The organism is Sorangiineae bacterium MSr11367 (assembly GCA_037157805.1).
Lineage (GTDB): Bacteria > Myxococcota_A > Polyangia > Polyangiales > Polyangiaceae > Pendulispora > Pendulispora rubella.
Genome location: CP089983.1, coordinates 9659695 through 9686186 on the forward strand (window position 1 = coordinate 9659695; position 26492 = coordinate 9686186).

Here is a 26492-nt window from a genome sequence, read left to right on the forward strand (position 1 = left end):
GAATTCACGCTCCTCTCCCAGGAGCATCCACGCTGCGCTAAGGTCGATCCATGGAAGACGGTCATAATTACGACGAGGAGTCGGTACTCCTCCACGACAAGCTGCATGGCAAACTAAGCGTCGCGAGCAAAATCCCGCTGACATCACGTCGGGATTTGAGCCTCGCGTACACGCCGGGCGTCGCACAAGTTTGCCTCGAAATCGCAAAGGACCCCGGACGCGTTCACTCACTGACCCTCAAGCACAACTCCGTCGCCGTGGTCAGTGACGGCTCGGCCATTTTGGGAATCGGCAACCTGGGCGCCCACGCCGCCATCCCCGTGATGGAAGGCAAGGCCGTCCTGTTCAAGGAGTTCGCGAACGTCGACGCGTTTCCCATCTGCCTCAACACCCAGAAGACCGAGGAGATCATCAACGCGGTGCGCGTGATCGCACCCGTGTTCGGCGGCATCAACTTGGAGGACATCTCCTCGCCACGCTGCTTCGAGGTGGAGGATGGCCTGAAGGACATCGGCATCCCCGTCTTTCACGACGACCAACACGGCACGGCCATCGTCGTGGTCGCGGCCCTCATCAATGCCCTGCGGTTCACGGACAAAGACCTCTCGAAGTGCCGCGTGGTCTTCAACGGCAGCGGAGCCTCGGCCCTGGCTTGCGCGCGGCTGCTCATTGCCTGCGGTGAGCGCAAGCTGTTGCCCAAGTTCGGGGACCTCATCATGGTCGACTCCAAGGGCATCCTGGACAAGAACCGCAGCGATCTGCATTCGCACAAGCGCGAGCTCGCCGAGGCGGGCAACGTGGAGAATCGCACGGGAACGTTGAGCGATGCCATGGTCGGCTCCGATGTGTTCATCGGCCTGTCCACGGGCAACTGCGTCACCGCGCAGATGGTCCGCAGCATGAACAAAGATCCCATCGTCTTTCCGATGGCCAACCCCACCCCGGAGATTTTGCCGGACTTGGCGCACGGTGCGGGGGCGGCGATCGTCGGAACGGGGCGGAGCGATTATCCGAACCAGATCAACAACGTGCTCGCGTTCCCCGGCATCTTCCGCGGGGCACTCGACGCAAGCGCCATCACCATCAACGACGAGATGAAGATCGAGGCCGCACGCGCCCTCGCCTCGTACGTGAAGGAGGTCGGCGTGGAGAGGATTCTGCCCGACGCACTCGATCGCAAGGTCGCGTACCACGTTGCCGAGGCGGTGGCCAACGCCGCAAAGCGCACGGGTGTCTGCCGGCCATGACCAGTCTGAAGGGGGAACGGCGTCTGGAGACGGAGCTCGTTCATGCGGGCGAGCTTCGTCCCCGGATCGCCGGGGCGGTCAACGCGCCCATCTTTCAGTCGTCCACGTTCGAGTTCGCGAACGAGGGCAGCTACCACGACGTGCGCTACATCCGGCTGAACAACACGCCGAACCACGTCATCCTGCACGAGAAACTAGCCCGGCTCGAACGCGCCGAAGCGGCGCTGGTCACCTCCAGCGGCATGGCGGCCATCTCGGCGACGTTCTTCGGGCTTCTCTCGCAGGGTGACCACGTCATCGCGCACCGTTCGCTCTACGGCGGCACGCACAGCTTCGTGGCGAAAGATCTTCCCCGACTCGGCATCGAGACCACCTTCGTCGATGCCGACGATCCGGCCTCGTGGCAAAGGGCCCTGCGCCCGACGACGAAGCTCTTTTACATCGAGAGCATCACCAACCCGATCCTCGAGGTCGTCGACTTCATGGCGGTCATCGAGTTTTGCCGTGCGAACGGCCTCGTGTCGGTCATCGACAACACGTGCGCCACGCCGGTGAACTTCCGCCCCCTCGAGCTGGGTATCGACATCGCGCTGCACAGTGCGACGAAGTACCTCAATGGGCACTCGGACATCGTCGCCGGTGCGGTCGCGGGCAGCCGCGGTCACATCGACGCGATCAAGCACAGGCTGGATCACCTGGGCGGCTCGCTCGATCCGCACGCGTGCTTCCTCTTGCATCGCGGACTGAAGACGCTCGCCCTGCGCGTGCGCCATCAAAACGACAGCGCGCTGCAGGTGGCGCGTTTCCTCGAACAGCATCCCTCGGTGGCGAAGGTCAACTACCCGGGCCTCGAGACGCACCCACGCCACGCGCGTGCACGCGAGTACTTTCGCGGCTCCGGAGGGCTCCTCAGCTTCGAGCTGAAAGGCGGCGTTTCTGCCGCCGAGCACCTTTTCGGACGCATCGAGCTTCCAGCCATCGCGCCAAGCCTGGGCGGGCCGGAAACGTTGATCACGCGCCCCGCCACCACGTCGCACGCCGGGATGGAAGCCGGCGAGCGCACGGCGCAGGGCATCTCGGACGCGCTCATCCGCGTATCGATTGGCCTCGAAGCCACCGAGGACCTGATCGACGACTTCGGCCAGGCCCTCGACGGGAGCTACTAGAACTAATCCTCGTCCTCGTCCTCGGTCTCGACGGGGACGACGCGTCCACCGGGCTTCAACGCCTCGTCGACGTCCAGGCCGATGAAGAAGCGGGGCGGCGGAACGTCGCCCCGCTGGCGCGCGAACGAGTCGGCGCGCTGGGCGACATCGAGGAGGATACCGCGCTCGCGGCTCGAGCGACCGGGGCCGCTGCGGTCCATCCAGAAGTAGCTGCGGGGGCGCACGTCCACGTGCACGAACGACGCGATGGGGTACACGCCCACGCCGACGAACCCCGTTTCGCGCGCGAAGCGGGCGACGTCGAGATCCGAGGCGCCGGGAACCACGAAGTCGATGGCGATGCCGCGCCCGTGCAGGCCCTGCCCCGTGCCGTCGGGTTTCGGCGTGCGGTACCCGGAGATGATGCGGATCTCGTGCGCGTTGAAGTGCCGCTGGATGCGGTAGATGACATTGAGCGTGCGCGGCTCGACGGGGTGCTCGTTGCCCTCGGCCGAACGCAGGACGTGCGCCGCCTTGTCGAGGTCTTCCGCGGCGAACCCGCCTTCGTCGCCGGCCGCGGTGAGCTCCGCCACCTCTTTGAGGTACACGGCATTGAGTACGAGCTTGGGCCGCCCCGAGGCATCGAGCGGCGCCTTCGCACCGCGGGTCGGCGTGTGCAGCGCGCGAACGCTATGAAAGAAGCCCGACGGTGCCGTCGGACGCGCCGCGCGGCTCGGGAAACTGCGCACGGGCCGCCCCGGCCGCCGCTGCGCCCACGCCGCACCCGAGCTGGCCACGAGCGCGAAGCCCGCCATGCCCAACATCCAAGCCCCGATTCGCATGTTGCTCCCCCTCACGTCGGCTGAAATGTGTCGACCACGCGAAGCAACTCGCGCACGACCGGATTCACCGACTCCCCTTGATGGACGATTTCCACGAGCGAGTACCGGTTGCCCCCGCGCATCAAGATCTCGCGGCTGTAGTTCGTGTACGGCGCCTTCGACGCCTTCACGTTGCGCTTGACCACGTACTCGCGCCCTTGCGCGGTAAGGCTGGCCACGGGAACGCGCCCCGCCACGACCTCGGCCCCGGACGTCTTCGCGTCTTCCTCGTAGCGCGCGAGCACGTCGCCCCACGAATCCCCTGCCGGATCGAGGCGCTCGTAAACGGCAAAGACGTATTGGTTCGGGGAGACGTATTCGATGAAGCGCTTTTGAGGCGTCAGGCTCGCACGACGGATGATCCAGTTCCGCGGACGCGAGAAGCGCACCGTACCGCCCAGGATGGCGACGCCGACGTACTCGCCGTTGGCATCCCGGTAATCGAGCGCGGGATAGGCGGTTTCGAAAGTGTTTTTCTGCCCTCCGGGCAGGTCGTCGTACTGGTAGAAGGTGTGGTTGTCGTAGGCCGAAGCCGGGGGCCCGCCGGCGCACCCCGTGAACGGAACCGCCGCAAGCAACAACCCGACGAAGGAGAAGAACGTTCGCTTCACGGGAACGAGAATATCGGATCTCGCCAGCCGAGCGCCAACGCGATATGACCTTTCCCCATGAGTGCATGGGGCGTTGGCTCGTTGGGGGGCGTGGCGGGAATCGTACTTGTGAGCGTGTCGTTGGGATGCGGAGGCGGGCACTATCAGCCTGCGCCGCTTCAGCCTTCTGTCTGCTCGGGCGTCGACCTGCAGCCGGCATCGACCGCCTTGGACGAGCGCGCCCTCCTGGACTTCCTCCGAGCCCAGGGCGTCCAGGCCCGGGCAGAGCAGAAGCGCGGCGACCTCGTGTACGTCGAGGTACTCAACCCCAACGACAACAAGTGGATGCGGCTCCGGGTGGCCATCCTGCCCTCCCCCATGGCGGCCGGAAGAGAGCTCCACGAGGCCATGCTCCAGCACAAAAAGGGCTCCTGGGGCGTCCACCGTGGCAACCTCGCGGTGCTCGGGCCGGTCGCCGGCATGAACGAGATCCTCGGCTTCGCGGGCAAGACCAAGCTTGCCTGCTGGGGCGTCCTCACGGTGGCCGCCTCGTCGGACGAGGCCGTGGTCATCCCCGGCGGCTACCGGGAGATTTAGGGGTTAGGGGGTAGGGTTTAGGGTTTGGGGAGAGAAAATCGGGCTCGAGGCAAGCTCTCCCCTTGCTCCTGATGCCGGCGGCTTCTCCTCTCCCCTAAACCCTAACCCCTAAACCCTCCCTTTTTCGCAACGCCGCGAAAAACCGGAAACGAGGTCGGGGCGCGGGCCGAACTAGAGGGAAAGGGGACTCACTGTCATGACTCCTTCTCACCTCGCGGTCCGTTACGCCGTAGATAAAATGAACATTGCTCTTCGTGAGCGTTACGAAGAGCTTCAGACACTTCTCGCCGAGGCCACGGGCAAGGACGTCCGCGCTCGCTACCGCATCGGCCGTCTCATTGCCGACGTCAAAGGTTCCGAACAACGCTACGGAGCTCGCGCCGTCAAAAATCTCGCCGCCGCCCTCGGGCGGGACGAGGCGACGCTCTACCGCTTCGCGCTGGTCGCCGAAGCGTGGACGGCGAGCGAACTCGAGACCCTGCTCGCGCGCAAGACGCCGCATGGCGAGCCCCTCTCGTTCTCCCACTTGGTGGAGCTCGCGCAGATGTCCAACAAGTCGGAGCGCACGGAGATGCTGGAGTACGCCCTCGCCTATGGCGTATCCGTCCGTGAGCTGATCGACGCCATCGCCGACACCGGCGAGGGCCGTGGCGACTCCGCGACCGACGTACCGCCATCGATTGACTCCCTCTTGCGCCGGGTCGCCAGCACCTGCAACGCCGTCCAGCGCAAGATCGAGATCAGCGAGCGCTTGCTTTCGCAACTGGATTCTGGAGCGACCGGGCGAACCGAGGCCAAGTCGGGCCTCGCATTGGACGAACTGCTCGCCCGCGCGGTGTTGTCCCAGCGAGCCATCCTCGAAGCTTCGGCGCGCTCCATCGAGAAGCTGGAACGCGCACGCCGCCGCCTCACGCCCGCCTCTCCGGACAGCGTCGTGGTGCTCTCCGCCGCCGGGACCAAGGCCGCCCGCTCGATGAGCGCGGAGGATTGGCGACAGACGGAGGCCACCAAGGTCGCCGCCCCCGCACGCCGTCTGCGTAGCGGAAAGAAGGCTCCAGCTTTGCCGGCTGCTCCCACCCCGCCGGCCTCGCAGACGAGCCTTCGACCTCCGTCTCGCAGCGGCGGCCGAACGCCGCGCCTCCTCGCAGGATTCGTTCGGTAGCAAACGGACCGGCTGGGCCTCCTTTTTTTCTGCAAGCGAGAGGTGCCCTTCCCTTTGCGGAGGGTATCTCTCGCTTGCGGCTTTTAAAGGCCCCGAATTTCGGGACACGATTACTTAGCGCAGTGACGCGATTCCAAAGTTTCGTCTCGAAACAATGTAATCTAACGCAATGCGCAGAGATATTTCACACACGTTTCCGTGCGCATTGCGGGCTCCACACAATCCAAAAATCAAACGTGATTGCGCACCATTGATACCGAACCACTATCAATTTGGCTGGTTCTGTTAGATACCACTTCGAGGCCATTTCTCCCGCCCGTGCCACCCGGTCGGACCGGACACGACCGAAAAACGAAAACGCGACGCGTCATTTTCGGGGAATTTGCAGTAATATTCGCTAATTGAAATTGAGATTCCATGTGGGTGCAAGTGTCGGCGCGTTACGCTTCGATCGGTATTTACATGGTATTAAAGTGGTAGTAAGCGTTGTTAATAATGATGACCTCGGGCGGGAGATCGAAGTCGTCGGCAATACAGATGCCCATGTCCTCGGCGTCGCATTTCGGGCGCATGCTCGGCGGGAGTGTCGCCATGCGCAGGCTCTACCCGCTGTGCGAGCGGCTCGCGGGCTCCAACGTGCCACTCATCATCGAGGGGGAGACCGGCACGGGTAAAGAGGTGCTCGCCGAGTCGCTGCACGACCAGGGACCGCGCGCGCGCGAGCCCTTCACCGTGTTCGACTGTACCGCGGTGCCGCCGAATCTCGTGGAGGCTGCCCTGTTCGGACACGAGCGGGGCGCCTTCACCGGCGCCACCGAGCTTCGCCAGGGCGTGTTCGAGCAAGCCCACGGCGGAACCCTCCTCATCGACGAGATCGGCGATTTGGAGCTCGAGCTGCAGGCCAAGCTGCTCCGGGCCATCGAGCGTTCCGAGGTCCGGCGCATCGGAGGCAAACAATGGGTCCGGGTGGATGTGCGCATCATCGCGGCCACCCGACGCAACCTGGACGAGGAGGTGGCTGCCGGCCGCTTCCGCGACGACTTGTTCTATCGGCTCGCCGTGGCCCGGCTCGAGCTGCCCCCCTTGCGCGCGCGGACGGGTGACATCCGACTCCTCGCGAGCCACTTCTGGAACCGCCTTGCCGGCTCGAAGGTCCCCATCGCGGAGGACTTCGTCGCCCAGCTGGAGAGCTACTCCTGGCCGGGCAACGTGCGCGAGCTGCAAAACACCGTCGCACGCCGCGTCGTGCTGGGCGATCTCATGGGAGGAGAGGCCATTGCGCCGCCTTCCTCGCGATCTCTCCGTTCGGCCACCCCGATCGAGGTCACGGCACCGAACCCGAAGCCGCCGTCCCGATCCCAGTCGGATCCGGGCGACGTCATCGCCGATGTCATTGCCTGCGGTCTTCCGCTACCCAGGGCCCGCGAACGCGTGCTCGAGGCCTTCGAGCGCCGCTACGTGAAGCACTTGGTCGACAAGCACCGTGGCAATGTCGCACGCGCAGCCGCCGCCTCGGGCGTCGCCCTGCGCTATTTTCAGGTTCTACGCGCCCGTACGAAGCGGCGCGAAGAAGAAACCTGAAACGTTTCGCTGTCTTACTTGCATCGCCCCCCCGAGCCCGTGCACCTGATCGTGCACGGGCTCGTTCCCATTTGGCCTACTGCAGGCCGTTGTACACGGCCGAGATCAGCTCGCCGTTCGCGGTGTCGCCGCTCATCTCCCAGAACATGCCGCCGCCGAGGCCTTTGCTCTTGATGTAGCTGGTCTTCGTGCCGAGCGACGTGGGCGTGTCGTAGCTCCAGAACTCGGAGCCGTTGAAGATCCAGTAGGCCTTCGTGTCGGGGTGGTAGTACCCCTGGAAGCCCTTGTTCTTGAGCACCTTGTAGTCCTCGATGCCTTGCTCGTACGTGCCCTGCGCGGCGCCGGAGGCCTTCTGGTACACGCCGTTGCTCGCGTTGGTCACGCCCGTCCAGCCGCGGCCGTAGAACGGCAGGCCGACGACCAACTTGTTCGCCGGGGTGCCGCCGTTGAGCCAAAGCGAGACCGCCTCGTCGGTGCTGAACTTGAGCGCCTTCGAAGGGTTCGACGCCGAGTTGTATAGCCCCGAGTGGAAGTTCGTCGTGGTCTCCCACGCACCGTGGAAGTCGTAGGTCATCAGGTTGATGAAGTCGAGGTACTGATGGATCGACCCAACCTGGATCTTGCTGATCTTATCCGGCCCTGCGGGCGCCGCGATGGTGAGCAAGCTGCCGGGTTTGGCCGAATTGAGGCGGCTGCGGAACTCCGAGAGGAGCGCGGTGAAGTTCTGTGTGTCCTCGGGGCGGAAGTTGCAGGTGTTCCCGCAGGCACCCGGGTACTCCCAGTCGATGTCGATGCCGTCGAAGACCCCCGCCCACCGGCTGTCCTTGATGTACAGGTCGATGCACGATTGCGCGAAGGCCGCGCGGTTCGCCGGGAGCGCCGCGTCGGAGAAGCCCGAGGACCACGACCAGCCGCCGAGCGAGATGAGAACCTTGATGTTCGGGTACTTCGCCTTCAGCTTCTTCAGCTGGTTGAAGTTCCCGCGCAGCGCGCCCGTGTCCCATGTATCGGACACGCCGTCGACGCTGCCTGCCGCATCGTAGTACTTGTCGTAGTCCGAGTACGTGTCGCCGAGCTGGCAGCGGTTGTTGACCACATTGGCGAAGGCGTAGTTGATGTGCGTCAGCTTGCTCGCCGAGCCGCTCGTCACGATGTTTTTGACGTGGTAGTTGCGCTGGTAGACGCCCCACTCGGTGAAGTAACCGATCACGCGCTTGCCGGCCGCCGCCACCGCGTTCGTCTCGAGGTTCCCCGCCCCTTCGGCCGACACATTGGTCGAACGGTCTTCGCTTTCGGAGGCGCCGGTGCATCCGACGACGCTCCATGCCAATGCGGTCACGAACGAGAGCCGGCGTACGGCTCCATGCGAGCGGTGCGACATGATCGAGAGCTCCTTCCGCGCGAAAATTTTCCCGCGCGTCGAGCGCTAGTGCAGCCCTCGTGCCGCGCGGAAACGCGCGGGATCCTTCGGGTGTTTTCGCATCGGGTTCGCGTTCTCTGCATGATCCACGCGATCACGCCATCATGATCGATGCGATCATGCGGTGCGTTGGATCATGCATCGCGCGGTCGAAGGCGAACGCACGATGCGACCCCGCCGTCTCCGGGAGAAGCTCCAAAGCGCGGCGGCGCTTCGTGGGGCACAGCCCCACCGGATGATCGCATCGTGCGTCGTACTAAGCTTCGTCCGCCCGGTCGCGAACGTTGCTCGTTAATCGATACCTCGCTCCAGCTCATTCGCGTGCCGCACGGGGGCGGACGGTGCGGACGACTTGGAGGGGCGCGACGTCGTGGAACGCGAGGCCGGGGGGCGCGAGGGCGCAGCGGATTCGTCGGCTTGTTCCGGCTCGCTGGAGGGCGGCGGTGGCACCGCGGAAGCCTTGGGGGCCGAAATCGAAGGGGATGCGACGGCGGGCGAGGGCGGCTTGAGTGCCGCACGCGCCGACGGCGTGACCGTCGCCGCCCCCTCCCTTGCTTGCTGCTGCGGGGCGTGGGGCAGGTACTTCGCGGCCAGCGTGCCCAGGATGCCGACGGCGAGCATGAGGCATACGCCGAAGATGCAGAGCATCAAGATGACCCGCCCCTTGGTGCGGGGAACACCGCGCGGCACCTCGGAGATGGCCGCGTGCGTGGGCGTGGAGACGGCCGACGTCACACTGCGGCTCGTGGGATCGGTGCCCACGTCGACCACGACCAGCGGCTCGATGGGACGCGGCGCTTGGCCCTGGGCCGGTTGCACGATCGCGGCGTGCGAAGCGCCATCCCGTCCACGCGACTCGGCCACGTGGGCGATGGGCGTTTGCGTGCCGCGGTCCTTTTCCAGGCCACGCACCAAGTCGTCCGGGTCGGGCGGCGGGGCGGGGATCTTTCCCAGCGCGCCCGGTGAAGGCGCCCCCGATTTGGGGGTGAGGGGCGCAGGCGCCGTGATCGCGTTCTCGACGAAGGGGTCCGACGCGGGTCCGAGCCCGCTCGCAGGGCCGACCAGCGCCCCGGGACCGCTTGCGGGTCCGACCAACGGCAACTCGATCGGAATGGGCTCGGTGTTGTGGCGAAGCTCGCCACCGAGCCCTGGGACCGTCATGTTCGCGCTCGGAGGTGCATCCGGCACGGTGGCATTGAAGTCCACGACGTCGGGCAGGACCCGCGGAAGTCGAAACTCCTCGTTGGAGCTCGGCGAGGCGGAGTAGACGGCAGGCGGGGCCACACCGGGAACGGTCGCGTTCGTCACGGAGGGGCGCGGCCGCGCATACGGTAGCGGGCTCATGCGCGCCCCCTTCACGCTGGCGGCCGGCGCCGGCGTCGGACGCGATGGACGACCACTCTCCTGAAACGGAGGTGCCGGTCCGGAAACCACGGTGGCATTCGTCGATGCGAGACGAGCCGCGGGCTTGTCCCCCGTGCCCCCTGCCACGGCCCCCGCGGGCGCGGCTGGTCCTGCCCCAGGCCCAGCTTGGGGGGCCGGTCCTGAAGCCGTGGACGCAGGCGGTTCTTGCTCGAACGGCAAGCGAGAATTCGCAGGATCGGTGTTGCTGTCGTTCATCGGACCTGACGGCTGGTCCCGCTGCTGAAGAGAACGAGACGATTCGCAGCGTAGCGCATTTCGATGGTAGAGCGAAAATGCAGAGCGCAGGGCGCGAGGCGTTTCTGGTTTCGTGTCGTGCGGGGTCACGGGCTGCAAATCGAGGGGAGGCGTAAGCTAATCGTCCGCGGCCTCTGGCGTGTTGTCGCCAATGGCGCAAATCGCGCTGGCAACCGCGACTTGCCTCCTCCAACGGACATTTCTTCGGCGGAACAAACGACGAATGCCGCGCGCGGAATCCTCCACGCGCGGCATCCCTGGAACGCGAAAACTCGACGGAGTAAGGCGCTATTCCTTGTCCAACTTACCAACGAGGGACAGCGTGAAGAAGGCGCCCATGTAGCGGAAGTGCGGGCGAATCTTCATGCTGACGCGGTACCAGCCCGCGTTTCCTTCGACATCGGTCACCTTGATCTCGGCCTGACGGAGCGGGCGCTTGCCGCGCACGGCCGGGGTGATCGAGTCCATATCGGCGACGTACTGCTTGATCCACGAATTGAGCTCGTTCTCGAGATCGCCGCGCTCCTTCGCCGTGCCGATTTGCTCGCGCTGAATGACCTTCAAGTAGTGAGCAATGCGGTTCGCCACGAAGAGGTACGGGAGCTGCGTACCGAGGCGGTAATTGAGCTCGGCGTCTTTGCCCTCGGGCGATTGTCCGAAGGTCTTCGGCTTCTGCACGCTGTTCGCCGAGAAGAAGGCCGCGTTGTCGCTGTCCTTGCGCGCGACGAGGGAGATGAAGCCCTCCTCGCTGAGCTCGAACTCGCGGCGCTCGCTGATGAGCACCTCGGTCGGGATCTTCGTCTGCACCTCGCCCATGGCCTCGTACTGGTGCAGCGGCAGGTTGTCGACCGTGCCGCCGGCCTGCGGGCCGACGATGTTCGGGCACCAACGGTACTTGGCGAAGCTGTCGCCCACGCGCGTGGCGAGCGAGTACGTGGCATTGCCCCAGAGGTACGCGCTGTGGTTGCCCACGACGTCCTCCGAGTAGTCGAACGCCTTGGTGGGCGCCGTGTTCGCGCCGTAGGGGAGGCGCAGGAGGAAGTTCGGCAGGAGCAGCGCGACGTAGCGCGCGTCTTCCGACTCGCGGAACGCTTGCCACTTCGTGTACTGCGGGCCCTCGAAGAGCGACTTGAGGTCCTTCAGGTTCGGCAGATTGAGATAGTTCTTCTCACCGAAGAACTGCGGACCCGCCGCGCCGAAGAACGGTGCGTGCGCCATGGCCGCCACCGCGCCGACCTTCTGAAGAAGGGCAACGTCCTGCGGGCCGGGACCGAACACGTAGTTCGAGAAGATGGCGCCGTACGGCCGGCCACCGAAGGTGCCGTATTCCGCCGTGTACGCGATCTTGTAAAGGCCGCTCTTGGTGACCTCGGGAGCATCTTCGAAGTCCGTGATCAAGTCTTCCTTGGAGACGTTGAGCACTTCCACCTTGATGTTCTCGCGGAAGTCCGTGCGGTCGACGACGAACTTCAACCCGCGCCAGGCCGACTCCAGCTTCTGGAAATCCGGGTGGTGCAGGATGTGATCGATCTGCTTCGACAGCTTCGAGTCGAGCTCGGCGATCATCGCGTCGACGAAGGCCTTGTCGACTTTTTCCGTGGCGTGGCCCGGCGTGAGAAGCTCGCCAATGAGGGCGCGGATGCCGCGCTTGGCGACGTCGTACCCGTCGTCCGTCGGGGTGAGCTTCGTCTCGAGCAGAATCTCGTCGAGCAAGGAGCCGCCCTGCTCGGTGGTGGTGGTCGCTCCTGCGCCTTGATTCTCCAATTCGTTTGCCATGATCAACCCTCACCCTTCCCAACACCGACTTCACCGAGGAGCTTTTCGCGCGCCGCGACGTCGCCGATGAGTGCCTGAATCTTCTTGCGGAACGCGGGCACGTTGCCGAGCGGGCCTTTGAGCGCGGTCAGCGCGCGGCGCAGCTCGAGAAGTTGACGCAGCTCCGGAACGCGCTCGGCGACGGCCTCGGGGCCGAAGTCGGTCAGGCGCTTGAACTGCAGGCTGACCGCAAGCTCGCCCTTCTCCTGCCCTTCGACGAGGGTGTTGGGGACGTTGAGCGAGAGCTGCAGGTTGTGCTCTGCAAGGACGCTCTGGAAATTGTCCTTGTCGATGCTGATCGGCTTTCGATCCTCGAGGGGCCGCTCGTCGGCGCGACCGGTGTAGTCGCCCACGAACAACATCTTCAGCGGGAGCTCCACCTCAGATTGTGCGTCCCCCGTCGAGGGCTTGTACGTAATGTTGACGCGCTCCTGCGGAGCGACGCTTCCCTCTTTGGCCATCGGTAAACTCCCTTTCTTCCTCTACGCGTTCAGTTGCTGAACAGTTGCTGCGATGCCACTCAAGAAGCTCGCAAGCGCAGCGCGGCTTCCGGATCCAGTTTCAGTAAACGACGAAAAAGTTGGCTCTCTCTCTCATCGACCGCCCCCTCGTCGCGGTTGCGTGTCTGCAGAGCACGCAAACAATTTGCGAGAGCGTCGGCCGCGAGTGCCGGCTCCCATGCTTCCAACGTCTCGGTGATCTCCGGCAGGAGAAGCTCCGCGACGTCTTGCGCGAGATCGTAACGCTCTTTGTCGAGGGCCACTCGAGCAACTTCGAGCCTGCCCACGAAACGGCTTCGCACGTCGCTTCGTTCCGCGGCGCGAAGCACTTTGGCGATGGCCACGTCGCTCCCTTCGCCGATGCCGCCAACGGCCTCCACGACCGCAGCTGCGATCTCGGCACCCTTGCCACCACCGAGTGCAGCGCCGGCGCCGGCTGCGCCCCAGCGTGCGCGCTCGGCCGCGATCCATTCGCGCGTCTCCGGGGAAGCAAAGGGCATCTCGTCGGAGAACTCGAGCTCCTCCAGCTTGGGCATGCGCGAGAGAAATGCGACGACCTCGCGCCCCACCGTGTCGCGCGCATCGGCGCGTTCGAGCTTCTCGAGCGCGACGGCCGAATAACGGTGCACGTCGAGCCAAAACGGGTTCGATGCGAGCGCGTTCTCCGCGGCCTCCACGAGAGCCTGCCAGTTCGAAGCTTCGAAAAAGCTCGATAGGTTGTTCCAGTCGTCGCCGGGGGCCGAGCGCGCGTAGGTTTTGCGACCCTTGTCGACCTCCGGAAGGCCGTCGATGGTGAGCCAGGTGGCCACGCGAAGAAGCCGGAAGGGCCAGGGATCCGCCGGTGCCGTCGCACGTGCGGCTTTGGCCAACTCCAGGAGCCCGTCTTGCCATTTCGAGGCGGCGTCTTGCAGTTCCTCGAGCGAGCCACCCGTCGGTGCGGCCGCGGGTGCCGCGGGAACGGAAACGGCCTGCACCGCCTGCACCACGGCCGCAACCTGCGCGACCGCCGCAACCGCCACAGGAACGGGCACGCCGTTCGTGCCGTTCATGGCTCCCTCCCCCGGAGGGGGAGGGCTGGGGAGGGGGGGAACTTGAACCGGTGCCTCCACCTTGGGGGGCGGAGGTGCCGGCAGCGCGCGGACCTTCTCACGAACGACGATGCGGAATCGCCCGACGCCGGGGTTCAAGTCGCCAAGCTTCGCGCCAAGCTTTTCGTCGAGCTCCGTGACGAGCGTCTCGAGCGCCTTGAGGGCGTCCGCATCCGCCGCCGAAACGGCGCGGGGGGTGAAAATGCCGTCCAACGTCTCCCACAGCCACGTGAGCACGCCGGCGCGGGCGCGGGCGCGTTTCAACGGCGGGAACATGTTGTCCCAGAAGCCGTCGACCAAAGCCTGCATCGCGAACAGGCCCTCGGCAACGCCGCGCCATCCTTCGCGCTGCGCCTTGGCCACCGTGAGCCAGCCGGCGAGGCGGAAGTCCTTCGTCCGCTCGGTGAGCATGCGCGAGGCATCGTCCGAGACAAGCATCCAATCGACGCTGCCGCCGGTCAGGTTGGAGAGCTTCTCGATCTCGGCCGCCACCCGCTCGAACTCGGGGTCGTACGATAGATCGCTCCCGGTGGGCGTCCCCGAAAGCGGGTTCGCATACGGCGCGGTGCGGGAGCGGATCTCTTCGTCGAAGGTGGTCATTGGAGCGTCTGGGCTTCGGTGCCGTACAGGGAGAGCTGCACGGTCGCCGGGTCGATGGGGAGGTAGATGGCGACGCCACCCGTGGTGAGGATCTCACGCCAGTAGTCGCTCGCCTTCTCGATACGAAAGAAGAGGACCCCCGGCTTGACGGGAAGCGCTGCCGGCACGCGATACTCGTGTGCAATGCGTGCCCCGGAGACCGCGGAGTGCATGAGCGACTCGATGCGCGCCGTCGAGGCGATCTTCGCGAGGCGCGGAACGTGCTCGCGAATTTGCGGCTCGGAAATGTTGCCCGTGCCGCTCACCGCGAGGAAGTAGTCGTACGGCAGCGACCCGGGATCGCGGAATTCGCCCGTGTACAGGCCGCGCTCGTGCACCTTGAGCGGAACGGTGACGTAGCGCTCGGCGATGACCGTATCGAGCAGCTTGAGCACGCGGTTGAACATCACGTCGAAGACTTCGCCCAGCCCGAGGTGGTTGTACTTCGGGATGGTCGTCGGATCGGCCTCGGCGTCGAAGGTGCCGAGCATGCCGAGGAGTTGCGCGAGCGCGCTGTGCGCCTCGCGCGGCGGCGTCTCTGGCTTGTCGACGATCTCCGCGATCATCGGGATCGTCTGGTTGAGCGTGTGCAGCAGCCAGAATTTGGCGGCGTCCTGCGCTTGGAAATCGACGACCGAGGCCGAGCGAAGCCGGCGGCTCTGCGCGAGGCTCTGTTGCTTCGCGATCATCGTGGCGAGCACGCGACGGAAGCCATCGGCCAAGTAGCGCGATGCGCCCACGCGGAGCACCGGCGGGATGAAGGTGTCGCGCAGTGCGACCGCACCCGAAGCCGAGCGCACCAGCTCCGCAACGGGAAGCGCGTCGAAGCGATCGAGCGGCTCGGCGCCGAAGGTGATGCGCGCGTTGTGGCGCAGCCACCCGACGGGTCTCTCTTCCTTGGCGGTGGAGCTATCGAGCTCGCGCGCCTCGGTCGCGATGAACCGGCTCGTGGTCGCGGGGTCTCCGCTAAAGTCGACCGCGGCGGTGGACCCGTCCGATCGTGGGACTGCGACGTAGACGGTGAGGTTCTTCCCCGTGAACGCGTCGACGGGACGCGCGGGAAGAACGTCATCCACTTGCCCATCGCCGACGACGAGGGGCGTGCCATCGGGTAAGATGGCATCGAGCCGCGAGACGCGGAGTTGTCCAGCGCGGAGCGCGGCTTCGTCGATCTCGAGCTCGACGACGCCCCACGCATACGGCAACACCGACTCGAGCCGCGCGGCCAGGAGCCGCTCGTGGTAGCGGTCCTGCGCCTGCAGATGGTGTTGCGCTAAAAAGAGACCTTTGGTCCAGAGCGGCTTACGCGGCTTCATCCCGCCTTCTTCGATTTCAGAGGGTCACCGGCAACGAAGAGAACAAACGATTGGTCGAATACGCTACAGAAATTGTTGGCTCTACTGCAACGCCCTATGAGGTCAATGCGTGAAGCACATCCGCGAAACTCGAGTGGGCTTCGCGAAAGGCGCCCCCCACCCATTGCGTGAGGTGAGGAGCATGTGAGGCTGCTTGGGTTCCATCGACCGGAACGAGGGATTCGTTGTCCGAATCCGGCATCCATAGTTCGGCCAACGTGGTCTGCGGTACATCCCCAAAATGCACCAGCAGGGCGCGCGTTTGCATGGACCAGAAACATGCCGGCACGGTCCCGCGCCAACGCGCCATCCGTCGAATCACGTCGAGCCACACGACCGCCGCGCCCGCGCCACCCGCGCCAAGTGACAGGCGTGCACCAAGCTTGGTCGGCGGGCGTTCGACCCCGCGGATCGGTTCGATGGCGAGGGCGAGCATCGAAAGGGCGCGCTCGGCGCCCTTGGAGCCTTCTGCGAAAAGCGGAAGCCACGCTTGCTCGGGCGCGCTTCCCGCGCACCAGTTGGCGTATTCCGTCCCGGCCGCGACGACGGTCTCGTAGCTAGGAACCTGCAACCACGAGAGCGCCTGATCGAATGGAACGGCCCCCGGCGCCGCCAGGCGACCGGAGTCCGGAACAGCCGACGATGCGGAGTGCAGCACGTTGTAGGCCTGGTCGAAAAAGTCGCCGAAGGCGAGAGGGATGGCATGGGGCGCGTCGCCGAAGAGCGCCGTGGGTACGACGGCGAACACGGTGATGGGGTAGCTTCTTCCCACCGCATCGCGGCTCGGCGCGATGATTCCGCAGAGCGCCGCATCGGGCTGCGAGCGATGCGTCCACACGAAGGCGTAAACCGCCCCTTGGTCGAAGCTCGTGCGCCACGCGTCGCCGTGACGCATGTGCCCCCATTCGAGACCGCTCGCGAGCCACGCTTCGAAGCTGGTCACGAGCTCTCCATGGGGGCGAATGCGGACGAACTCCGCGTACTGGGGAACCTTACCGATGGCACCGATGAAGCTTCCGCCGTGCACCCGTCCTCCTTTATCGGCCGACGATTCTACGCGGACATTGGTAGCTGCGGAAGAAGCCACCTTGCAGCGGATTTTGTTCGCGTGCCGGCTTGATATCGAGCTTCACCTGTGCCGGTGGCTTGGTGCCCTTGATGTCGAACGTCGCGATCAGTACGGCCTTGTCGCCAACCGTACCTTGTTTGATCTCCGCGGCGTCGAGCAGGTGGAACAGGCCGAAATCGCCCTGCCGCCCGATCTCCTCGTTGAGCCCCTCGCCCTTGACCCGAAGCTTCGCGCCGTGGGCGCCTTTCCCGGGCCAGGTGACGGTGAGCCAGCGCTCGGGCTCGTTGCGGTAGGTGCGGTTGACCCCTTCCACCTCGAAGTAGACCTCCGCCACCTTCTCGCTGACCGAGTGCAGGTTCACGTCGAACACGACGGCCGGTTCGACCTTCGCGTCGGTGCTCTTCGGAAACACCGTTTCGGTGATGTCCCATCCGCGGCCAAGGCAATTGCTCAGGAACTCGCCCTCGAACGGAACCGCAGAGCGGAGCCGGCGCGAGGCGGAGAACTTGTTGCCGCTGTGATCGATCATCGACTTCAACGTCGCGTCGTAGAAGCCCCACAACGCGCCATCACCGGGCCGGAAGAATTCGACGAAGTCGGCCAGCGGAGCGTCGGGACCGGAGCTCGAGAACGGGTAGCGACCCTGCAACTTGGGCTGCCACTTCGGCTGCCAGACCTCCGTCTCCCAATTGCCTCCAGCGATTTGGCCCGAGCCGCCGACGACGACGTTGGCCGCCAGTTGGATCGGGTTGAGAAGCAGCGGTGAGAGCAAGGGACGCGTGAAGCCATCCTGCTCCGTGAGAAGCTGCGTGGTCTGCCGCGTGGCGTCCTGGAACTTCGCCGTCGCGGCGCGCGGATCCGCCTGCTGCTCGTTGTCGCGCAGATCCGTGAGCGCCGCCACCAACCCGGCGAGCAGCGATTGGTACTGCGTGAGGCCCGTGGGCGGGGGAAGCGACCCTTCGGGCACCTCGCCAGGGGGAAGACCGAAGCGCAGCATCGGCCGGAACGCGACTTCGACCGGCGAAGCTCCGACGCCGGGCTTCTTCGCCCCGCCGCCCAGCCCGAGGCCACCGTCGACGACCTGCTTGGCCTTCTCGTCGGCCTTCTCTGCGGCCTTCTTTCCGGCCACTTCCTTGATCTTGTCGAGGATGCCGCCGTCGGCGCCCGCTTCGGGCTCGGACATGTCGAGCATGATGTGCTCGCGCATGACGCGCATCAGGCGCAGGTACGGCCATTCGGGTTCGCTGAGGGCGCTCATCTCGTCGAGGGCCAGATCGGAGTTGCCCGGATCTTGAACCTGAAGGTCCGCCAGGAAGTCGCGCCAGGCGTTCTTGTAGCGCTCGAAGTAGAGCTCGCGCAGCTTGCCGATGGCCTGATCCTCGGCCCCCGCGTCGCCTTCTTGGAGCACCCACTTTTCCGCCGCGAGCTTCGCGCGCTGCACGCCCAGAAGGTCGCGCACGCGAAGCCACCCGTTCTTCGTGTAGGCGCCGTCGACCTTGGCGCCGCGCTTCGACTGAATGAACGGCGCCACGCTACCGTAGAAGACAGTCTCGCGCCGGATGGGCGCGATCTCCACGTTCGCATCGCGCACCAGCGATTCGTAGAGGCGCTCCACCTGCGGCACCTGCGCAAGAATGGACCGCGACTTCGACACCACCGACGCATCGATGGTCCACGGCTTGATGGCCTTCCGCTTGATGAGCTCGAAGTAGTAGGCCACGTGGGGAAGCAGCAAATCTTCCTCGTTCGCCACGCGGGTGTGCGCGGTGAGCGCCCACTCGTGCACGAGACGCGGGGCCGCCCACTCGGCATCCATGTGCTCGGGCTCACCCATCATCAGGTACAACTTGAGCGTGTCATAATCTTTGCTGAAGTTCTCGTTCGTGCGCACCGGCCCGCTGTCCATCGCGCGAAGCCGCGACTCCAGCTCGGTGTGCGCGCGTGCCACGGCCACCCGGGCGAGCACCGCGCCATAGAGATCGCGCAGACCTTCGTCGAGATCGTCGCCGGTGTACATGCCCCAGCGTAGGTTCAGCGGTGGAGAACCTTGCTCCCAGCCGTCGAGCTCCTTGAGGCGGACTTGTGCCGCATCGAGTTGCGGGGCGCCGTCTTTCAGGCTCGTTCCCTCGCCCCACTTCACCGATTGCACGCGGGCCGCGATGTCCTGCGTGGAGCTGACCAGCTCGCGGTTGCGCAGGAAGGTGAAGAACGCGGGCAGCACCAAGCATGCGCCGAGGAGCACGCCCGCCAGGGCGAATGCGCCGCGGGTCAAGAATCGACGCTGGCGATCGGCCTCCGTGCGGCCCGCGACGCTCTGATCGCGGAACATGACCTTCTGGAAAACGTCGGTCAGAAAGAAGCTCTTGGCCTCCGTCTGTTGCGGGCGCAAGGCGGCGGCGTTTTGGCCCCGCATGCCGAAGGCTTGCGCCATCGACGCGACCACGCGCGCGGTGGGCGTACCCATCTGGGTGCCGCTCGTAAAGTAGACGCCGCGCAGAATGGGCGTCTCCTGGAAGCGGTTCTTCTGGAAGAGCGCCTGCAGGAACAGGCCGACGTGATGGCGAAGCGGTGCGAACTCCAGCGGAAACTCCGCGATCTTCTGGCGCATCTCCACGCGCCGCTCGCGGCGGAAGCTGCGGATCGCCCGTGCGTGCAGCGTCTTCACCAGACCGGCGAATTCGCGCTCGAAGGCTCCACGCGGGTCGTCCGTCGTGTTGAGCGCGAAGCTCATTCCCCAGATCTGCCCGCGCTCGCTCTTGCGCAGGTCGTCCCAAAACTCGACGAAGCCCTGCACGAGATCGCACTTGGTGAGCACGACGTAGATGGGGACCATCATCTGGATGCGGGTCGCAATCTCGTCGACGCGGGCGCGGATGCGGCGCGCAACGTCGTCGATGCCCTGGTCGTGCGACACGGCGAGATCGGCCAGGCTGATGGCGACGATCAACCCGTTGATGGGCCGGCTCGGACGGTGCTTCTTCAGCAAATCGAGGAAGGTGAGCCACTCGTCCTGGTCGTTGGTCTCCGTGGCATATCGACCCGCGGTATCGAGCAGGATGGCGTCGTTGGTGAACCACCAGTCGCAATTGCGCGTTCCACCAACGCCCCGGTACGCCGATTGCGCACTATCCATCGGGAATACGAGTCCCGAGTGCTTGATGGCCGTGGTCTTACCCGCGCCCGGCGGGCCGACGATGATGTACCAGGGAAGCGCGTAGAGCGCCGAAGCGCCGCTGCGCGAACCGAGCTTGCTCTTCTTGAGGGCCATGATGGCCTGCTGCATTTTTCCCTGCAGCTCCATCACCGCCTCGCGCCGATCGGGTCGGGTGCTGGCGATTTGCGCCTGCCCCTGCTGGAGCATCGACTGCTCGAGATCCCGCGCGGCGGTGTAACGCAAATAGAGAATAAGCCCCGCCACGAGTGCACCGATGAGGAGGACGGCGGCCGTGAGAACGAGCTTGATGACCAGCGAAATGGCGAAGAACCATCCGATGAGCCAAATGGCAAGGATGGCGGCGGCGCTCAGCGCAATGGAAATCCAGAGAATCATTTCGTGCTCGTGGCGTAGGACTTCATCTGCTTCGTGGCGCTCGACGCGCTGAGCCCGATGATGACTTTGAGACCAATGAAGGCGACGATCGCGAGGGCCACGATGCCGATGCCGATGCGAATGAGCGGCATGTCGCGGGTGAAGAGGTTGCGGCCCAAATCGGGCGGCTCGCCGTGCGGGCTGATGATGTCACTCGAGGGCACGAAGCGATCGAGAACGGCCGCCGTCTGCTCGATGACCTGGGCCAGGCCTTCGCCGCCCGCCATTTGATACCGGCCCTGAAAGCCCATCGCGAGGCAGAGGAAGTAGATCTGCAGAACGTGCGCGCGGTGGGGCTCGTTGCGGAGAGCATCCAGGCGGCGGAAAAAGCCCTCGCCGGCGGTGTTCTCTTGAAAATAGGTAAACTGCAACGAATTGGCATTCCACTCCGCGCGGCCCGGCCACTGGCCGCGGAGGATCTGCTCGTCCAAGAGCGCCACGATGGCATATTGCCCATCGCGCACGTCCTCCGGCGGAATGTTCGATTCATGGGCGCGGCGGCCCATTTCGTTGAACATGCCACGGCACGTGTTGCGCAGCGCCTCGGGCGCAGGCAGATGCTCGCCCTGGGCGAGTTGCGGAGCGAAGGCCAACAAGTCGGCGCACGCCCAGTACATCGGCGCGAGCAACGGATGCTCGGTGCGCGTGATGTTCGCCACCGCCGCGGGCGGCGCAACGGCGGTCGCCGCAACGGCCATGGTGCCCTGCCCTGCTCCACCCTTGGCCTCGGGGCCGGCTTGCGGGGCCACTCCCGGAGGTGGCCGCACTTGCACTTGGTGGGGAGGAGGCTGCGCAGGCCACGCCGGCTGCCCCGGTATCTGAGGGGGAGGCGGCGTGCCGTATTGCTGCGGCGGAGCACCGTACGGCGCCTGCTGCGGAGGAGCTCCCGGAGGCGGGCCATAGGGTACTCCGGGGGGCGCGTGCGGCTGCGAGGGGTAATGTCCTTGCGGCTGCTGCGGGTACGCCCCAGGCCCAGCTTGGGGGGCCGCTCCTGGATATTGCTGGGGATACGGCTGCTGCGGGTGTGGCGGTTGTTGCTGCTGCGGACGCGGCTGCCCCTGCTGCGGCTGTCCCTGTCCCTGCGGCTGCCCCGGTTGTTGACCACCCGGCGGGGCGCCCTGATTCGGTGAGAATTGGACTGTGCGGCTCACTTCTTCCTCTTCTTCATCGGTCCTGTCGACGGGAAGTCATCGACGTGGTCCGTACCGTCGTCGACTTTGCTCCCGTCGATCCAGAACGCGAGTTCTGCGTTTTGTACCGGGCGATCCGTGCAGTCTTCGTCTTCGCACGTGCCGCACTTGCCCGGATCGGGCTGGGGCGGCAGGTCGAATGCGGTGTACCAAGCCTTGCCCCGAGGATTGTGGAACAGGGCGACGGCGGCCACGTATTCGACGCCCTCGGCGCGGTCGAACTTCAGATCCGCGCGGGTCGCGGGGTAGGCCTGGACCTCGTTCATCTTGACGAGATCTTCGGCCAACGTCTCTTTGTCTTGATGCCAAATCTGCTCGAAGCTCGCGTTGTACAAACGCGTGTCGCCTTTGAGCTGGTAGACGCGGATGACGACGGGGCGCGCTTGGCCTTCGTCCGTCGTGTTGATGCTCTGAGAGGCAAGCACCGACACGGTGACGTGCTGAGGCTCGCACTTTGCGGGGGCCGCGGCCGGCGGGGCCGCAGCTTGGCCTCCACCGCATCCCAGAAAGGCCATGCATCCCGCGACCGCAACCACCGTTCCAACCCGCACGAGCCCTCGCAGCATCATTTTTCCTCCGAAATACAGACAAAACCCGCAGAACCTGAAAGAGCGTCGTCCGTCGTCAGGCGAAGCTTTCGCGTCGCCTTGCCGCTCGCGATACCCTCGAGCAAAGCGTTGGAGACGAGCGGGAGGATCGTCCCGCGAAGAATGTGATCCACGTTGCGCGCGCCGCTTTCCACCTCGCGGCAACGGGCGGCAACGGCGTCGATCACGGCATCGTCGATCTCGAGCTCGAGGCCGTGCGCTTCCCGCGTGCGTGCGGCCACCGCGCCGAGCTTCATGCGGGTGATGCCCAGAAGCGCCTCGGAGCGGATGGGGATGTACGGAACCACCGTCATGCGCGCGAGGAGCGCGGGCTTGAAGTGCGCGCTCAACGTGGGCTTGACCAGGGAAATCAAGTCGTCGTGGCTGGGCACCTCACCCGCCGCAGGATCGGCAGCGTGCGTGATGAGATCCGTGGCGAGGTTCGACGTCATGATCACGACCGTGTTGGCGAAGTCGATCACGCGCCCCTCACCGTCGGCCAGCATGCCCTTGTCGAAGACTTGATAGAAGAGGTTCATCACCTCGCGATCCGCTTTCTCGACTTCGTCCAGCAGAACGACCGAGTAGGGGCGCTGGCGCACGGCCTCGGTCAACATGCCCCCTTCGCCGAAGCCTACGTACCCCGGGGGTGAGCCGATCAGGCGCGAGACCGTGTGCTTCTCCTGGAACTCGCTCATGTTGATGGTGACCACGAAACGCTCGCCACCGAACAACAGGTCGGCAAGGGCCAGGGCCGTTTCGGTCTTTCCCACGCCGCTCGGGCCCACCAAGAGGAAGACGCCCAGCGGTGCGCCCGGGGCTTTGAGGCCCGAACGGGCGGAGCGAAGTTCGCGCGCGATGACCGAGAGGGCCGGATCTTGCCCGCGAACGCGCTGCCTCAGGCGATCTTCCAGGGACAGAATCGCCGCCACATCGTCCTGCACCATGCGGCCCACCGGGATGCCCGTCCAATCGGCCACGATGGTGGCGACCAGTGTCTCATCGACATCGGCGAAAACGACCAGCTCTTCGCGCGGAATGGCACGAAGACGGCCCAGGGCAATGCGCAGGTCTTCCAATTTGGCGGCGTGCTCGACAGCGGTTTCAGGCGCGGTTTGCGTTGAAGGCGTTGAAGGCTTGGCCTCCCCCTTCCCCTTTTCTTGTTCGGCCGCTCCGGCCCCGGGGTTGCCAATTTTCGCGACGTCGCGACGAAGTTCGTCCACGCGCTGCACGAGGGCCCGTTGCTCCGCGAGCCGCGCTTCCAGGGTGGCCACGCGCTCGCGCAGCTCGTCGCGCTTGCTCTCCGCGGCCTTGCGGCCTTCCTCGTCGACGACGACCCCGGCCGCATGGTCCCGACCGAAGGCACCGATCTCGCGCTCGACGGCGGCCAGCTCGGCCCGTGCGTCCTCGAGGGCCGCCGGAGGGGCCCCCCGCAAGACGCGCACACGCGCGGCGCTCGTATCGAGAAGGTCGACGGCCTTGTCGGGCAGCTGGCGCCCGGCGATGTAGCGGCTCGACAAGGTGACCGCCGCGCGCACGGCCTCATCGCGGATGACGACGCCGTGGGCTTCCTCGAAGCGCTGCGCGAGGCCGCGGAGCATGAGGACCGCCGCCTCGATGCCCGGTTCGTCGACCTTCACCGGCTGGAAACGTCGCTCCAGGGCGGCGTCCTTCTCGAAGTAGCGCTTGTACTCGGCCCAGGTGGTCGCGGCGATGGTTCGCAATTCGCCGCGGGCGAGCGCGGGCTTCAGCAGATTGGCCGCGTCGCCCGCGCCCTGTGCACCGCCCGCTCCGATCAACGTGTGCGCTTCGTCGATGAAGAGCACGATGGGTTTGGGCGAGGCTTTCACCTCGGAAATGACCGACTTGAGTCGGTTTTCGAACTCGCCCTTCACGCCGGCGCCGGCCTGCAGCGAGCCCAAGTCGAGGACCACGACCTGCGTGTCCTTGAGGAACTCGGGCACGTCGCCCTCGGCGATGCGCACCGCGAGGCCTTCCACGAGCGCCGTCTTTCCGACGCCGGGCTCGCCCACGATGATCGGGTTGTTCTTTCGGCGGCGGCACAGGATGTCGACGACCTGCCGCACCTCGCCCTCGCGCCCGAACACGGGATCGATCCCGCCTTTCTTGGCGCGCTCCGTCAGGTTCGTCGTGAAGCGCGCGAGCGCCGTGTCCCCGCCCGCCCCCGGTGCCGGAGCCCCGCCGGACGGCCTCGCCCCGCCACCGCCGGACCACTCCGCGGCCGCGTCTTCGATGGCCTCGGCGCTTTCGCCCGCCAGGATCAAAAGGTTTTTGCGCAAATCGTCCGTCGGCAGCCCCTCGAACAGCGTGACGTCGAGCGGCAGGTAACGGCCGGGCGCGTGCAGCAAGCGCACGAGGACCGCGCCGGAACGCAGGCGCGTCGCGTGAAGCTCGGTGGTCGCGTAGATCCATGCGTCTTGCAGCAGCTCGAGGAGCAGCGGGCTGAATCCAGGGCGGCCCGCATTGCCGGTGCGCAGCTCCGTGAGGCTCTTGTGCAGGCGCGCGCGCGTGCGCGACGGATCGATCTGGAAGCGATCGAGCAGCACGACCAAGTCGCTCTCGCGCACGTCGAGCAGCGCATGCAGAAAGTGCTCGACGGTGACTTCGTAGTGCCTGCCCGTAACGCTCGCCCCTGCGGCAGCCTCCAGCGCGCGACGGGAAACGGAGTTGAGCTTTTCGAGAAGGGCCCGCGGTTCGGCAATCAGCATGACATCACCACTGGGATTTGAAGTTTGTTTCCGAAGCGCCGGCGTCCCGCCGGCTAGGGAGTTGCGATTACTTCTTCTTCTTCGTCGATTTGGAGGGAGCGGCGGGGGTCGGATCCGGCGCGCCGGCATCCTCCGGAGCGCGAATGGTCAAAAGTGCCCCTGCCTTCAACGGGGCCGCAGGGTCGAGCGCGTTGTCGGTGACGATCGTCACCGGTGAGACGCCGTAGGCGCGTGCGAGACCCTCGAGCGTATCGCCTTCTCGCGCGCGGTAAAGGACGCGTCGCTCGGAACCGGAACCCACGGCCACGCCATCGTTGATGGGGCGGGCGGCGGCGGTAGTTTCGGTTGAGCCAGCGTCGACGTTGGGCAAGTTGCGCTTGCCCCAGTCGAAGGCCGAGCCCGCGCGCCCTTCCACGCCGGAGTTCGTCGAATAGAGAAGCGGCATCAACACTTCTTTGGCGCGAGCGAGTCCTTCCGTTGGCAAATGCACGACCATGGCGAACTTGGTCGATGGCACGGTGTCCGACAGATATTCCGGATTCAGCTCGCGAATCCGATCGAGGCTCGTATTGGCAGCACGCGCCACCACCGACAAAGGCGCGCCACCGGGAACCTCGAGATCACTGGTGCGAATCGGGTCGTCGAGCTTCATGCGATCGAGTCCGAAACGCGGCAGATTTCCCAGCACTTGCGCGGTGGCCAGCACCTGAATCACGTAATCCTTCCCGTCGGGCGTGAGAACGTCGAAGGACGTCCAGAAGTCCGTCACGGAGTGCGCCGCTATGTCGGATACGGCCGTGCGATATCCGATTCCGTATGCATAGAGCGCGAGCTCCCAGCTGCCAAATCGCTCGCGCAAATCGGCCAGATAGTGGGCAGTCGCCTCGGTGGAAATCGCGACACTGCGGCGCTCATCGTACTTCTCGAGAAGGGCCAGGCCGTACGCCGTCGCGACGTCGGGGGTCAGCTTCCAGATGCCCACGGCGTCGCCCGTGGCCTCGGTCGGAGAAAAGCCGCCATCGGTCACCGCGAGGACCAAGAGCGATTCGGGGACCTTCCACGCGCGAAGGATTCGCGTGATGTCGTCGCGATAGCGCCCTGTGCGTTGGACGCGATCGGTGAGCGTGCGGCGCGTTCCGTCGTTTTGAACGAGGGAGGCCATCGCATTGTCGACGTTCACGTCGTCGCGCGAGGTGAGGTCGCTGCGTTTGAGGCCCTTGGGAAGCTTTTTCGAGTCGCCCGGCGCGGCGCCCTCGAAGAGCGAAGCCTTTCGCGGTGGTTGCGCCTTGGGCGGAATGGGAGCGCCGCCGTCGGGCGAAATGCCTTGCACGACGGCGCGCAGCTCAATCGATTCCGCCCCCGCTGCGGCGCCAATCGACGGCAGAGTCGTAAGGCCGCCGCCACCACCGTCGGGCCGGGCAAGTGTCCCGGCGTCCATGGCCACGGGGCTGACGAAACCGCGCAGTGCGGCGCGGACGCTCGGACGTGTCAGCGCGATGCCCGCCCCCACGAGCGGCAGCGCTCCAATGACCCCAACGAGCGCATAAAACGCAGGCTTACGCATTCGGTGGACCAGAAGGTCGCATGCCATCGGCAACCGTGGCAAGGGCAGCAAAGCTATTCATCCTTCGACCTTCTTCAACGAGCTT

At 65.6% G+C, this 26492-nt stretch carries 19 protein-coding genes and 1 pseudogene; 5 read left to right on the top strand and 15 right to left on the bottom strand.

The genetic code is table 11. The annotated features are described in order from the left end of the window. Positions 1-50: 50 nt before the first annotated feature. Together LVJ94_37170 and LVJ94_37175 are read left to right on the top strand one after the other, a co-directional pair. Positions 51-1247, top strand: a complete 1197-nt coding sequence (locus LVJ94_37170) for an NADP-dependent malic enzyme (GenBank protein WXB02535.1) — start codon at positions 51-53, stop codon at positions 1245-1247. Beyond that, on the top strand, positions 1244-2413 hold the full coding sequence (locus LVJ94_37175; protein WXB02536.1) for an aminotransferase class I/II-fold pyridoxal phosphate-dependent enzyme: 1170 nt from the start codon (positions 1244-1246) through the stop codon (positions 2411-2413). Before LVJ94_37170 ends, LVJ94_37175 begins: the two co-directional genes overlap by 4 nt. Positions 2414-2415: 2 nt before the next feature. On the opposite strand, the gene LVJ94_37180 is transcribed toward LVJ94_37175, so the two are convergent. After that, complete coding sequence (locus tag LVJ94_37180) at positions 2416-3234, bottom strand: DUF882 domain-containing protein (protein WXB02537.1); 819 nt, start codon at positions 3232-3234, stop codon at positions 2416-2418. A gap of 11 nt (positions 3235-3245) precedes the next feature. Next, the gene (locus LVJ94_37185) at positions 3246-3884 is read right to left on the bottom strand and encodes a hypothetical protein (protein WXB02538.1); all 639 of its coding nucleotides are present in this window, start codon (positions 3882-3884) and stop codon (positions 3246-3248) included. Between the two features lie 57 nt (positions 3885-3941). Between LVJ94_37185 and LVJ94_37190 the strand changes: the two genes are divergently transcribed. The 3 genes from LVJ94_37190 (at position 3942) to LVJ94_37200 (ending at position 7203) form a co-directional block, all read left to right on the top strand. Continuing rightward, positions 3942-4460 carry a hypothetical protein gene (locus LVJ94_37190; GenBank protein WXB02539.1) on the top strand — a complete coding sequence of 173 codons (519 nt, stop codon included), beginning with the start codon at positions 3942-3944 and terminating at the stop codon, positions 4458-4460. Between the two features lie 238 nt (positions 4461-4698). Further along, positions 4699-5622: a hypothetical protein gene (locus tag LVJ94_37195; GenBank protein WXB02540.1), complete on the top strand. Its 924-nt coding sequence runs from the start codon at positions 4699-4701 to the stop codon at positions 5620-5622. 591 nt (positions 5623-6213) lie between these two features. Beyond that, positions 6214-7203: a sigma-54 dependent transcriptional regulator gene (locus LVJ94_37200; protein ID WXB02541.1), complete on the top strand. Its 990-nt coding sequence runs from the start codon at positions 6214-6216 to the stop codon at positions 7201-7203. Positions 7204-7279: 76 nt separating this feature from the next. On the opposite strand, the gene LVJ94_37205 is transcribed toward LVJ94_37200, so the two are convergent. The 13 genes and pseudogenes from LVJ94_37205 to LVJ94_37265 all read right to left on the bottom strand — a co-directional run bounded on the left by LVJ94_37205 (position 7280) and on the right by LVJ94_37265 (position 26407). Next, positions 7280-8584, bottom strand: a complete 1305-nt coding sequence (locus tag LVJ94_37205) for a glycoside hydrolase family 18 protein (protein WXB02542.1) — start codon at positions 8582-8584, stop codon at positions 7280-7282. Between the two features lie 330 nt (positions 8585-8914). Then, complete coding sequence (locus LVJ94_37210; GenBank protein ID WXB02543.1) at positions 8915-9967, bottom strand: hypothetical protein; 1053 nt, start codon at positions 9965-9967, stop codon at positions 8915-8917. 603 nt (positions 9968-10570) lie between these two features. Next, the gene (gene tssC, locus LVJ94_37215) at positions 10571-12058 is read right to left on the bottom strand and encodes a type VI secretion system contractile sheath large subunit (GenBank protein WXB02544.1); all 1488 of its coding nucleotides are present in this window, start codon (positions 12056-12058) and stop codon (positions 10571-10573) included. A gap of 2 nt (positions 12059-12060) precedes the next feature. Continuing rightward, a complete protein-coding gene (gene tssB, locus LVJ94_37220) occupies positions 12061-12558 on the bottom strand; it encodes a type VI secretion system contractile sheath small subunit (protein WXB02545.1) in 498 nt (165 codons plus the stop codon). Positions 12559-12617: 59 nt separating this feature from the next. Next, complete coding sequence (gene tssA, locus LVJ94_37225) at positions 12618-14285, bottom strand: type VI secretion system protein TssA (protein ID WXB02546.1); 1668 nt, start codon at positions 14283-14285, stop codon at positions 12618-12620. After that, complete coding sequence (gene tssK, locus LVJ94_37230; protein ID WXB02547.1) at positions 14282-15640, bottom strand: type VI secretion system baseplate subunit TssK; 1359 nt, start codon at positions 15638-15640, stop codon at positions 14282-14284. Before tssK ends, tssA begins: the two co-directional genes overlap by 4 nt. Before the next feature lie 94 nt (positions 15641-15734). Next, entirely contained in the window at positions 15735-16706 is a 972-nt protein-coding gene (gene tagF, locus LVJ94_37235; GenBank protein WXB02548.1) for a type VI secretion system-associated protein TagF, read from the bottom strand. A 10-nt stretch (positions 16707-16716) separates the two neighbouring features. Next, the gene (gene tssM / locus LVJ94_37240; protein WXB02549.1) at positions 16717-20298 is read right to left on the bottom strand and encodes a type VI secretion system membrane subunit TssM; all 3582 of its coding nucleotides are present in this window, start codon (positions 20296-20298) and stop codon (positions 16717-16719) included. Further along, a complete protein-coding gene (gene icmH / locus LVJ94_37245) occupies positions 20295-20954 on the bottom strand; it encodes a type IVB secretion system protein IcmH/DotU (protein ID WXB10782.1) in 660 nt (219 codons plus the stop codon). The genes tssM and icmH overlap by 4 nt, the downstream gene beginning before the upstream one ends. A 162-nt stretch (positions 20955-21116) precedes the next feature. Beyond that, positions 21117-21233: pseudogene (locus tag LVJ94_37250) on the bottom strand (YIP1 family protein). Positions 21234-21484: 251 nt separating this feature from the next. After that, a complete protein-coding gene (gene tssJ, locus LVJ94_37255; protein ID WXB02550.1) occupies positions 21485-22096 on the bottom strand; it encodes a type VI secretion system lipoprotein TssJ in 612 nt (203 codons plus the stop codon). Then, the gene (gene tssH / locus LVJ94_37260) at positions 22093-24843 is read right to left on the bottom strand and encodes a type VI secretion system ATPase TssH (GenBank protein ID WXB02551.1); all 2751 of its coding nucleotides are present in this window, start codon (positions 24841-24843) and stop codon (positions 22093-22095) included. Before tssH ends, tssJ begins: the two co-directional genes overlap by 4 nt. A gap of 67 nt (positions 24844-24910) precedes the next feature. Beyond that, entirely contained in the window at positions 24911-26407 is a 1497-nt protein-coding gene (locus LVJ94_37265) for a transglycosylase SLT domain-containing protein (GenBank protein WXB02552.1), read from the bottom strand. Between the last annotated feature and the right edge of the window lie 85 nt (positions 26408-26492).